The organism is Sulfurihydrogenibium sp. YO3AOP1 (assembly GCF_000020325.1).
Classification (GTDB): domain Bacteria; phylum Aquificota; class Aquificia; order Aquificales; family Hydrogenothermaceae; genus Sulfurihydrogenibium.
The window spans coordinates 1,734,133-1,745,130 of the sequence record NC_010730.1 but is presented as its reverse complement, the minus strand read 5'-3'; the positions used below and the strand labels follow the sequence as shown (position 1 = coordinate 1,745,130).

Below are 10,998 nucleotides of genomic sequence, written 5' to 3'. Positions count from 1 at the left end.
CGGCTTCTGTGGGGGCCTTTTTCAGCCCTGACCTTCCAAGAAATTGGGAGGTCACATTGAAAGAAGAAATAAGAAAAAAGATACTTACAAAGAGAGAAGTTTATCCAGATTGGGAAGAGGATTCTCTTAAAGTACTAAAAAACCTTCTAACCTTATCATGGTTTTTTGACTATAATGTATTTATGCTCTACTATCCCCACAGAAAAGAAGTTGACACAAAACCTATAATCAACCATCTATTAAATCTTTCTAAAATCGTACTACTTCCAAAAGTTAAAGGACCCGATATTCTACCTATTCAAATTCATGATTTAGAAAATTTGTATATTGGTTACGGCGGAATAAAAGAGCCAAGAGGGAATGTTTATGAAGGAAAAATTGACGTAGTGATCGTCCCGGCTGTAGCCTTTGATATACATGGGTACAGATTAGGCTACGGAAAAGGTTACTATGACAGATTTTTGCCAAAAATTGAACCAGTTATTAAAGTTGGTTTGGCATTTGATTTTCAAATTTTAGACAAAATTCCACATGACCCTCATGATGTTAAAATGGACTATATTATTACACCCACACAAATTTACAAAACAAAAAAGGAGGATTAAAAATGACAGAAATATTAGTTGGTTTATCTTCTGCAATTTTGGCAGGCGGAGCCGGATTTTATGCAAGCAAAATAACAATTGAGAAAAAACTAAAAGAAAAAGAAGAAGAGTACAAAAAAGTATTAGAAAGAAAAGAAGAGATTGAAAAACAAGCAATAACTGAAGCTGAAAGAATCAAAAAAGAAGCTGAAAGAGAAGCTGAAAGAATTTTAAAAGAGATTGAGAAAGAAGCTAAGCTAAAAGCCTCAGAAATAGAAAGGGAGGCTTTAAAGCTTAAAGAACAACAAGAATTCATTATAGAAAAAGAACTTTTAAAGAGAAAGCAAGAGCTTGAAAATGAGCTTAAACAAAAGAGAGAAGAGCTTCAAAACTTGGAAAAACAGCTTTTGATGAGAGAGTCCCAGTTAGAAAAGAGACTTGCAAGAATTGAACATAAAGAAGAGGAAATAACAAAAAGAGAGCAAGAAATACACAAATTAGAAGAAGAGATTAGAGCTTTAGAAAATATTTTAAAAGAAAGAGAAGAAAAGCTAAAAAATGCAGAACAGCAATACATTCTTGAACTTCAAAGAATAGCAAGCATGACAAAAGATGAAGCAAAAGCAGAGCTTATGAAGAAAGTTGAAGAAGAGGCTAAACTTGAAGCTGCTAAATTAATGAGAGAGATAGAAGAAGAGGCAAGAAAACAGGCAGAAAAAGAAGCTAAATGGAACCTTGTGACGGCAATACAAAGATTAGCACCAGAAGTAACAACATCTTATACTGTCTCGGTAGTTGACCTTCCAAGCAATGACATAAAAGGAAGAATCATCGGAAGAGAAGGAAGAAATATAAGAGCTTTTGAGCTTGCAACAGGCGTTGACTTAATCATTGATGATACACCAGATATAGTAACAATATCATCCTTTGACCCATTAAGAAGAGAGATAGCAAAAACAGCTTTAGAAAGACTTATAGCAGATGGAAGAATCCACCCAGGAAGAATTGAAGAAGTTGTTGAAAAAGTGAAAGAAGAAATGGATCAGCATATAAGAAAGCTTGGAGAAGAAACATGTTTAGAACTTGGATTTACTGACGTCCATCCTGAACTTTTCTACTACATTGGAAAATTAAACTACAGAACATCTTATACACAAAACGTACTGCTTCATACAAAAGAGGTTGCATACTTAGCAGGTATGATGGCTGCAATGCTTGGACTTGATGAAAAGAAAGCAAGAAGGGGCGGACTTATGCATGATATAGGAAAAGCAATATCTCATGAAGTTGGAGGTGCCCACTCTAAGGTTGGTGCTGAGATTGCAAAAAGATATGGAGAGCCAGATTATGCAATAAATGCTATCCTTTACCACCATGGAGACGAGCCAGCAAGATACCCGGAAGCTGTATTAGTTGCTGCTGCTGACGCACTTTCTGCTGCAAGACCAGGAGCAAGAAGAGAAGTATTACAATCTTACATAAATAGACTTGAAAAAATAGAGGCTATAGTCAACTCATTTGAAAATGTAGAAAAATCTTTTGCAATTCAAGCAGGTAGAGAAGTTAGAGTTATCGTCAATGCAGAAAAATTATCCGATGAAGAAGCATACTTACTTACAAAAGAAATTGCTAAAAGAATAGAGAATGAGCTTGATTTTCCAGGACAGATAAAAGTCGTAACAATCAGGGAATCAAGATTTGTCGAAGTGGCAAAGTAAAACAGATTAATTTTATTTAATAATATTAGCAAGAAAGTCCCCACCTTACAAAAGGTAGGGGAGGAATTGCTAAAACCGAGACTGTTCTAAAATTTTTGTAAGTTTACCTTTTCTCGTCATCCTGAGGACTTTAGTCTGAAGGATCTCCTCTTTTAAAAATGAGAAATGGAGAAGTGAGAAATGAGAGGTAAGAAAAGAAGGAGATTCTTCGCTTCTCTCAGAATGACAATCAAAAGGTTAATTAATTTTTAAACTTAGTCAAAATTTGGAACACTCTCATACTGGGAATGGCAAAATGACGAATTTCACAAACTTTTTTGTCATCCAATCTTTAGATTTTTTGTTAACGGTTAGAATAAGACTATCAGAACATCCGTTTTAAAGCTGTCTTTTTTAGTATTTTTTCATGTTTTTATTTTCAAAGTTTATTTAACGTTTTTCTCAATCAATTCCTTCGGACTTGTCTTTACTTTTACAAGCTTTGTTCCTTCTGGCGTTTCTACTACCATAAACTTTTCACCATTCTCTTTTTGAATATAACCAACCGTTGCCTCTAATCCTGTAAAAGGTCCTATATCTGGGAGTGGAGGTAAATCCACTTTCCCAGCATAAGAAAATCCTATGTTCAATAATGTTAATAAAATTAAAGTTTTTTTCATAATATATCCTCCATAATTACCTCTCACGTCTTACGTTTCACGTTTTGCTTTAAATCATTCTGGCAAATAATAAATTGCAAGATTCACTACCCCATTTAACATTCCACCCTCTTTTTTTATAGAAACATTCTCTGCACTTATAAATCTTTCAGACTTTGCTATCTCATCTAAAAAGTTTTTTATAGAATTAAAATTTCCAGAAACATTTGCAGTAATGCTGATTTTTTTAAGCTTTATAGCATTTTCTGGAATTTTCTGCTCTTCCTTTTTATCCTTATTTGGCGTAGGATTAAACACCTCTAACCTATCAGTATTTTTATTGTAATATAGGATTACATCTTCTTCTTTTTCAACTTTGAAAGAGTTTAAAGTTAACATACTTTTCTTTGCGCTTAAAGATACAACATCTAAAATATCATCTAAATTTGGTTTTGGCGGGATAATTTTTTTCATTACTTCAAGTTTGTTTTCAATGTTTTTTAGGTTGGCTTTAACCTGTTGTAGTTTTTTTTCTAAGACAAGTTGAATTTGTGGATTTACAGATGATTTTAAAAGCTCCAACTCTTTTTCAAGATTCTGGACATCTTCGCTTAAAGTTTTATACTCATCATATTTTGGGGAAATTAAAATTATGAAGATAAGATATAAAACTGCACCTGTTAACGCAATTAATAAAAAAGCTTTTTGCCATCTTGGAGTTTTTTCCCATTGTTCTTTTATATTCACTAAATCCATTATACTCCCTCTCTTTTTTCTGCAGTTTGATTTTTAAGTTCGAGTGTAAAATTATAGAAAATAATATTTGCTGGTGACGTTTTCTTCTCTGTTGCATTAAAGACGATATCTTTATAAGAACTGCTAAGAGATTTATAGTATCTTGCTATAAGTTCTGGCTTGAGAGAATTTCCAGTAATTTTTCCGGAGTCTTTTGATATTTCAACAGATTCAAGCCATAATCCATCAGGTATTGGTAAAACAACACTATTCAATTTTGGTGTTAAAGATTTTCTTGAATCTGCTAAATATTGAAAAGTTTTAAATCTTAACTCTAACTTATCTTTTTGTTTCTCTTGCTCGGCTATTGCTTTTTTTAGTTGGTTTATTTTGTTTTCTATAGCCTTTAATTTTTCTTTTTCTGCGACAAGTTCTGTTTTTCTTTGATACAGGCTATTAATTTGCAATTCTAAGTAAAAGTAATAAAATAATAAACTCACTATTAAAATAACCGGTAGTAAGATTACGAGAAATTTATTTACATTTTCCAATTTTAAGTATTTTAGACTAATAGATGGTATGGCTACAGCCGATCCTCTTTTTTTCTTTCCTGGATTTAGGTTTATTTTTATCATTCTAACCCTCTATATGCTAAGCTTATTGATGTATTATAAATTTGTATCGGAAAATTACCACTATATTTTATGTTTAATGAAAGAACTGAATCAATATCTTCAAGAATAAACCTTGTACTAAATTTTAACTGTGTATATGCTTTTATTTCTGGATACTTTACAAACAATCCTGAAGTATATATTATTTTTGGTTCTTGTAATGTAAGGAAGAAATAATTTATCTCATTTATTAATCTCATAACTTCTTGCTCTTTTGCGTCTGGATCGAGCATTTCGTAAAGTTTAAAATTCATTTCTATTGGTTGTATTATTACATTATTGTTAGAAAATAACAAATAAGAATCATTTTTATCAAGATGGATCAAACAGATATTTTTTTCTTCCTTGTTCTTATCAACCTTTTCTTTTTGTAAAAATGCCAAGTTTAATAATGCCATTGCTGATGGTTCTATTATATCAACTTCGATCTTAGCATTTTCCGCGACTTCTAATACTCGATTTATTTGTTTATTTTTCGCAATGACAACTACAATATCATAAAAATCTTTATCTTCATGTATTATTGAATAATCGTAAACAGTTTCAGCTTTTAAGTTTTCTATATCTTCTTTAATATTCCATTCTATTGCATCAATCATTTCTTTTTCACTAACTTTTGGGAGTTTTAAATTTTTAATTAAGACCGCTGACACAGGAATGCTAAAATTGGCAATTTTTACATTTAAACCTCTTCTTTCAAGTTCCTGTCTTAAGATAAATCCATCTTGTTCATTATCTCCAGTAAGCTGTATTTCAAATGGCATAATTGAAAATATTAAATCTTCACCATCTTTCTCTAAAATTGACACTCTTGCATAATCTGTATCAAGCTCTATTCCTGTAAACACTTTGTTTTTTTTGGAAATGGGTAAAAACCTATCTAAGGATGGTAATTTAATTTTATCCAATTTCATTTCCTCGAAATTATTATATTTATAATACTATAAATCATTTCGGAAAAATTTTCTTAAAGTTTAAAAAATGAAAGTTAACTGCCTATGTTTTATAACTTATAATTTTTTACTCTACCGTAACAGTTTTTGCTAAGTTTCTTGGTTGGTCAACATCTTTGCCAAGTATAACAGCTATATGGTAGGCAAGTAATTGCAATGGAACTGATAAAACTATTGGATATAGGTTTTCATCTGAAACAGAAGGAATTTTAATAGCTTCATTTGAAAGTTCTTTTATCTCTTTATCTTCTGAATCTGTAAGGGTTATTACGATACCTTTTCTTGCTTTTACTTCTTGAATATTAGAGATCATCTTTTCATATAAGCTATCTTTTGGAGCTAAACATACCACCGGAAGGTTTTCGTCTATCAGTGCAATAGGTCCGTGTTTCATTTCTCCGGCTGGGTATCCTTCTGCATGGATGTAAGAGATTTCTTTAAGTTTTAATGCTCCTTCAAACGCAATAGGATAATTTAAACCTCTACCTAAGAATAGAAAATCCTTAGCATTATGGTATTTATAAGAAATTTCTTCTATGATCTTATCTTCTTTTAAAACTTCGTTTATAAGCACTGGTAAATGGTTTAACTTTTTGTGATACTCTTCAAATTCCGACGCTGTTATATTTCCACTTTCAAGCCCTGATTTTAAAGCAAAAAGTAATAATGTAATTAGCTGAGCTGTAAAAGTTTTTGTTGCTGCAACTCCAATCTCCGGACCGCAGTAGGTGTATAAAACATAATCACTTTCTCTTGATAAAGAACTACCTACCACGTTGACAATAGATAAAACTTTTGCTCCTTTTCTTCTTGCATCGATTGCTGCAAATCTTGTGTCTGCCGTTTCTCCAGATTGGCTGATTGCTATAATCAATGTTTTATCTGAAACCGGAAAGTCTCTGTATCTAAACTCAGAAGCATAATCAACTATAACAGGTATTTTTACATACTTTTCTATCCAGAATTTGCCGACTAATCCTGCATGGTATGATGTTCCACAAGCTATGATCACAATATTTTGAATTTTATCCAACTGCCTAAAAACAGGATTGTCTAAGTTTGAAAAAAATCCTGCAAGCGTATCTGTGATTGTTCTTGGTTGTTCGTATATTTCTTTTAACATGAAGTGTTTATAACCACCTTTTTCAGCAGCAGCTATGTCCCAGTTCACAGTAAATGGCTTTTTTTCTTTTTTATCTCCGTTTATATCGTAAATTTCTACTTTATCTTTTGTTAAAACTGCTATTTCTTCATCATCAAGAGTAATAAATTTCTTAGTGTATTCTAAAATGGCTGGTATGTCGGAAGCTATAAAGTTTTCACCTTCTCCAAGCCCGACGATTAAGGGGCTACCCTTTCTTAGTCCTATTATTTTATCCGGCTCTAAGGTAGAGATAACTCCAATAGCATAAGCTCCTTCAAGCTGTTTTGCCACTTTTAAAACAGTATTTAAAAGATTTCCATCGTATAAATCTTCTATAAGATGTGCGATTACTTCTGTGTCTGTCTGAGATTTAAAAGTATAGCCTTTGTTTATAAGCATTTCTTTTAATGAAGCGTAGTTTTCTATTATTCCGTTGTGAACTACTGCTATAGTTCCACTTTTACTTATATGTGGATGGGCGTTTTCTATAGATGGTGGTCCATGGGTTGCCCATCTTGTGTGTGCTATACCAATCGAACCATTTATATCCTTACCCCATAAATACTCTTGTAAATCCTTTACTTTACCAACCTGCTTTTCAATAATTATCTGTTTTTTATTCTCATCCAAGACAGCAATACCTGCAGAATCATACCCTCTATACTCTAATCTCTGAAGTCCATGAAGTAGCACCGGTACTGCTTTTCTATGTCCTATATAACCAACAATTCCACACATTTACTATTTCCTCCAGGTATCCTCTCACTTTCTCACTCTTTCCTTGCATTTAAGATTATCTCTTTCATCTTTTTTACTGCTTCGTATAATCCCAAGAATACGGCATTTGCAATAATAGAATGTCCTATGTTTAACTCTTCAATTTCTTTTATCTTTGCTATCTCTGAAACATTTTGATATGTTAGACCGTGTCCTGCATACACTTTTAAACCTTTTTCTTTAGCATATTTTGCAGCTTTTTTTATTCTTTCAAGTTCCTTTTCTACATTTTTACCATAAGCATTTGCGTATTCGCCTGTATGTATCTCTATCGCATCAGCACCTACTTCTACAGATGCGTCTATCTGCTCATAGTCTGGGTCTATGAATAGGCTAACTGTAATACCTTGCTGTTTTATTGGCTTAATAAAATCTTTAAGGTAATCTATCATAGAGACAACATCTAATCCGCCTTCTGTAGTAATTTCTTGTCTTTTTTCTGGGACTAAGGTGACGTTGTTTGGCAGTGCTTCTAATGCTATATTTTGCATCTCATAGGTTGGCGCCATTTCTAAGTTTATAGGGATATTTGTGTCTTTTAGTTCACACTTTAATCTAAATAAGTCTTCATCTTGTATGTGTCTTCTATCTTCTCTTAGATGTAATGTTATTTGGTCAGCTCCAGCTTCAATGGCTATTAAAGCTCCTTTTATTGGGTCTGGCTCTGTTGTTTTTCTTGCCTCTCTAAGGGTCGCTATATGGTCTATATTAACTCCAAGTCTCATTTTGCTTACCTTTCTGATTTTAGTTTTTTAAAAGCTTCTTTTGCTGCCTTTGCCTCTGCTTCTTTCTTAGATTTTCCTTTTCCTGTTGTTTTTATCTCTTCAACATGACATTCTACTGTAAATGTTTTATCGTGCTCAGGACCTTCTGATGAGATTAATTTGTATGTTGGTATTTTACCATAAAGTCTTTGGGTTTCTATCTGTAATAGAGATTTATAATCTCTTGGTAGATTTTCCTGCTGTATGTCATTTATGACTATTTCTTTAAAATTTTTGTTGAATATCTCTCTTGGTATATCTAAATTATACTGACAGTCTGTATATATTGCTCCAAAAACTGCTTCAAACACATCACAAAGGAGCGATTCTCTCTCTGCTCCTTTTTGAGATTTTTCACCTTTGCTTATCAAAACGAAATCTTGAAAATATATATTTCTTGCCAATTTTGACAAGTAAGCTTCGCTTACAATAGCAGACCTATACTGAGAAAGTTCTCCTTCTCTTGCATGGGGAAACTGTTTAATGAGAATTTCACTGATGATTAAAGAGATAACCGCATCTCCAAGAAATTCTAAAACTTCATAATCTGGTATTTTTTTATGATATTCAGCTACAAAAGACCTATGAGTTATAGCTGCTAGCAGTAGGGATTTATCTTTAAAAGTATATCCAATAATTTGTTCAAGCTGTTTTACTTTATCTTTAAACTCTCCGACTGATTCGTAATTATCAGCAGATAGATTTCTTTCTTCCATACCATTTTATTTAATCTTCAAAAGCCTTAAATGCTAAGCAGGCATTGGTTCCACCGAATCCAAATGAGTTAGATATTGCAACTTTTACAGAATATTCTATCGCTTTGTTTGGTACATAATCTAAATCACATTCAGGGTCCGGATGTTCGTAGTTTATTGTTGGTGGAATAATTCCATTTTTGATAGTTAAAACGGTTGCAACTGCTTCGACTGCGCCTGCTGCACCAAGAAGATGTCCTATCATTGATTTATTTGAGCTAACTTTTAGTTTGTATGCGTGGTCTTTAAACACTTCTTTTATCGCCAATGTTTCTATTTTGTCGTTTAATGGAGTAGATGTTCCATGAGCATTAATATAATCAACCTCATCTGGGTTGATTCTTGCATCGTTTAGAGCCATTGTTATAACTCTTTTTGCACCGTCTGCATCGGCACATGGAGCTGTGATATGGTAAGCATCACCTGTTAATCCATATCCTACAACTTCTGCATAAATTTTAGCTCCTCTTTTCTTTGCATGTTCTAACTCTTCTAAAACCACTATACCGGCACCTTCACCCATTACAAAGCCATCTCTTTCTAAATCAAATGGTCTTGATGCTTTTTGAGGCTCATCGTTTCTTGTTGATAAAGCTTTCATGTTAGCAAATCCAGCAATTCCAAGTGGTGTAATAGCAGATTCTGTTCCGCCTGCTATCATAATGTCTGCATCGCCTCTTTGAATTATTTTAAATGCATCACCAATGGAATGTGTTCCTGTTGCACATGCTGTTACAACACAAGAGTTGGGACCTTTAAACCCAAACTCTATGGATATATAGCCTGCTGCCATGTTAGAGATTCCAGAAGGGATAAAGAAAGGAGAAACTCTCCTTACTCCTTTTTCCATTACTACCTTCTGTTGTTCTTCAATGTCCCTCAAGCCGCCGATACCGGTTCCGACTATAACACCAGCCTTTGTTAAGTCAATCTTGTCAAGTTCTAATCCAGAGTCTTGTATTGCTTCTTTTGCTGCTATTACAGCAAACTTAACAAAATCACTCATTCTTTTTAGTTCCTTGGAATCTAAAAACTGCTCTGGATTGAGATTTTTAACTTCCCCGGCTATGATTACAGGTAATCCTATAGCAACTGGGTCAAATCTTTTGATTACGTCTATACCGCTAACGCCCGAAACAAGATTTGACCAAAAGTCTTTTACGTTATTACCTATTGGTGTTACAGCCCCTAAACCAGTAACGACGACTCTTCTCATATCTATTACCCTTGTTTTGATTTAATATAGTCTAAAACATCTTTAACAGTTGCAATTTTTTCAGCGTCTTCATCGGGTATTTCAACGCCAAACTCTTCTTCAAAAGCCATGATTAACTCAACTACGTCTAAGGAATCTGCCCCTAAATCATCTACAAATCTTGCTTCAGGTGTGATTTTTTCCATCTCAACACCGAGTTGGTCTGCTATAATCTCTTTTACTCTTTGCTCAACTGACATTTTTATTACCTCCTATATTTAAAATTTTTTAATACATTCCACCGTTTACGTGAATAATTTCACCGGTTATATAACTTGCCAAATCAGATGCTAAAAATAACACAACGTTTGCAACGTCTTCTGGCTTTCCAAATCTGCTTAAAGGTATCTGTTTAAGATACTGAGCTTTAATATCTTCCGGCAGCTCTGCGGTCATATCAGTTTCTATAAAGCCGGGGGCAACTGCGTTAACGGTAATATTTCTTGATGCAAGTTCTTTTGCTAAGGATTTTGTAAATCCTATCAATCCAGCTTTTGTGGCTGCGTAGTTTGCCTGTCCTATATTTCCAATAAAACCAATAATAGAGCTTATATTTATAATCCTTCCGTATCTTTGTTTAATCATTAGTTTTACAACTTGTTGAGTAATTTTAAACGTACCGTTTAGATTTACATTGATAACGCTGTTCCAATCTTCTTCTTTCATTCTGATGAAAAGTGTATCTTTTGTAATTCCTGCGTTGTTAACAAGTATATCAATTTTTCCTTGTGTAAAGCTGTTTATCTCTTCGAAGCTTTTTGAAACATCTCCGGCCAAATCTAAATCTATTCCAAATGCTTTAACGTTATATTCTTTTTCAATATTATTTGCTAAAACTTCAGCTGATTTTCTATCTCTACCAGTAATGATTACATTGGCTCCAAGCTTTGCAAATTCTACTGCAATTGCTTTACCAATACCTCTTGTAGAGCCTGTTATAAGTGCATTTTTACCAGCAAAATTTAGCATTCTAACCTCATTTAATAAAAAATTGTTAATAT

12 protein-coding genes are annotated in these 10,998 nt (G+C 33.1%); 2 read left to right on the top strand and 10 right to left on the bottom strand.

Annotation, left to right across the window (positions count from 1 at the left end):
- Positions 1-56: 56 nt before the first annotated feature.
- Both SYO3AOP1_RS08600 and rny read left to right on the top strand, forming a co-directional pair.
- Entirely contained in the window at positions 57-605 is a 549-nt protein-coding gene (locus SYO3AOP1_RS08600) for a 5-formyltetrahydrofolate cyclo-ligase (RefSeq protein WP_012460336.1), read from the top strand.
- Between the two features lie 2 nt (positions 606-607).
- A complete protein-coding gene (rny, locus tag SYO3AOP1_RS08595; RefSeq protein ID WP_012460335.1) occupies positions 608-2,302 on the top strand; it encodes a ribonuclease Y in 1,695 nt (564 codons plus the stop codon).
- A 425-nt stretch (positions 2,303-2,727) separates the two neighbouring features.
- On the opposite strand, the gene SYO3AOP1_RS08590 is transcribed toward rny, so the two are convergent.
- The 10 genes from SYO3AOP1_RS08590 to fabG all read right to left on the bottom strand — a co-directional run bounded on the left by SYO3AOP1_RS08590 (position 2,728) and on the right by fabG (position 10,966).
- Entirely contained in the window at positions 2,728-2,961 is a 234-nt protein-coding gene (locus tag SYO3AOP1_RS08590; protein WP_012460334.1) for a hypothetical protein, read from the bottom strand.
- A 54-nt stretch (positions 2,962-3,015) separates the two neighbouring features.
- Positions 3,016-3,696 carry a type 4a pilus biogenesis protein PilO gene (gene pilO / locus SYO3AOP1_RS08585; protein ID WP_012460333.1) on the bottom strand — a complete coding sequence of 227 codons (681 nt, stop codon included), beginning with the start codon at positions 3,694-3,696 and terminating at the stop codon, positions 3,016-3,018.
- Positions 3,696-4,310: a PilN domain-containing protein gene (locus SYO3AOP1_RS08580; protein ID WP_012460332.1), complete on the bottom strand. Its 615-nt coding sequence runs from the start codon at positions 4,308-4,310 to the stop codon at positions 3,696-3,698. The genes pilO and SYO3AOP1_RS08580 overlap by 1 nt, the downstream gene beginning before the upstream one ends.
- Positions 4,307-5,263: a pilus assembly protein PilM gene (locus tag SYO3AOP1_RS08575; RefSeq protein WP_041674615.1), complete on the bottom strand. Its 957-nt coding sequence runs from the start codon at positions 5,261-5,263 to the stop codon at positions 4,307-4,309. Before SYO3AOP1_RS08575 ends, SYO3AOP1_RS08580 begins: the two co-directional genes overlap by 4 nt.
- A 106-nt stretch (positions 5,264-5,369) precedes the next feature.
- A complete protein-coding gene (glmS, locus tag SYO3AOP1_RS08570) occupies positions 5,370-7,184 on the bottom strand; it encodes a glutamine--fructose-6-phosphate transaminase (isomerizing) (RefSeq protein WP_012460330.1) in 1,815 nt (604 codons plus the stop codon).
- 32 nt (positions 7,185-7,216) lie between these two features.
- Positions 7,217-7,948 (bottom strand): pyridoxine 5'-phosphate synthase, encoded by a 732-nt coding sequence (locus tag SYO3AOP1_RS08565; RefSeq protein ID WP_012460329.1) that lies wholly within the window; start codon positions 7,946-7,948, stop codon positions 7,217-7,219.
- 5 nt (positions 7,949-7,953) lie between these two features.
- A complete protein-coding gene (gene rnc, locus SYO3AOP1_RS08560; RefSeq protein WP_012460328.1) occupies positions 7,954-8,703 on the bottom strand; it encodes a ribonuclease III in 750 nt (249 codons plus the stop codon).
- 10 nt (positions 8,704-8,713) lie between these two features.
- Positions 8,714-9,958: a beta-ketoacyl-ACP synthase II gene (gene fabF, locus SYO3AOP1_RS08555; protein ID WP_012460327.1), complete on the bottom strand. Its 1,245-nt coding sequence runs from the start codon at positions 9,956-9,958 to the stop codon at positions 8,714-8,716.
- A 5-nt stretch (positions 9,959-9,963) separates the two neighbouring features.
- Positions 9,964-10,197: an acyl carrier protein gene (gene acpP, locus SYO3AOP1_RS08550; protein ID WP_012460326.1), complete on the bottom strand. Its 234-nt coding sequence runs from the start codon at positions 10,195-10,197 to the stop codon at positions 9,964-9,966.
- A 28-nt stretch (positions 10,198-10,225) separates the two neighbouring features.
- The gene (gene fabG, locus SYO3AOP1_RS08545; RefSeq protein ID WP_012460325.1) at positions 10,226-10,966 is read right to left on the bottom strand and encodes a 3-oxoacyl-[acyl-carrier-protein] reductase; all 741 of its coding nucleotides are present in this window, start codon (positions 10,964-10,966) and stop codon (positions 10,226-10,228) included.
- Positions 10,967-10,998 lie beyond the last annotated feature (32 nt).

Excerpts from the sequence above, each read along its gene's own strand:
- acpP (WP_012460326.1), bottom strand. The coding sequence starts at position 10,197 with ATGTCAGTTGAGCAAAGAGTAAAAGAGATTATAGCAGACCAACTCGGT.
- fabG (WP_012460325.1), bottom strand. The coding sequence starts at position 10,966 with ATGCTAAATTTTGCTGGTAAAAATGCACTTATAACAGGCTCTACAAGA.
- SYO3AOP1_RS08575 (WP_041674615.1), bottom strand. The coding sequence starts at position 5,263 with ATGAAATTGGATAAAATTAAATTACCATCCTTAGATAGGTTTTTACCC.
- pilO (WP_012460333.1), bottom strand. The coding sequence starts at position 3,696 with ATGGATTTAGTGAATATAAAAGAACAATGGGAAAAAACTCCAAGATGG.
- fabF (WP_012460327.1), bottom strand. The coding sequence starts at position 9,958 with ATGAGAAGAGTCGTCGTTACTGGTTTAGGGGCTGTAACACCAATAGGT.
- rnc (WP_012460328.1), bottom strand. The coding sequence starts at position 8,703 with ATGGAAGAAAGAAATCTATCTGCTGATAATTACGAATCAGTCGGAGAG.
- rny (WP_012460335.1), top strand. The coding sequence starts at position 608 with ATGACAGAAATATTAGTTGGTTTATCTTCTGCAATTTTGGCAGGCGGA.
- SYO3AOP1_RS08565 (WP_012460329.1), bottom strand. The coding sequence starts at position 7,948 with ATGAGACTTGGAGTTAATATAGACCATATAGCGACCCTTAGAGAGGCA.
- SYO3AOP1_RS08590 (WP_012460334.1), bottom strand. The coding sequence starts at position 2,961 with ATGAAAAAAACTTTAATTTTATTAACATTATTGAACATAGGATTTTCT.
- glmS (WP_012460330.1), bottom strand. The coding sequence starts at position 7,184 with ATGTGTGGAATTGTTGGTTATATAGGACATAGAAAAGCAGTACCGGTG.
- SYO3AOP1_RS08580 (WP_012460332.1), bottom strand. The coding sequence starts at position 4,310 with ATGATAAAAATAAACCTAAATCCAGGAAAGAAAAAAAGAGGATCGGCT.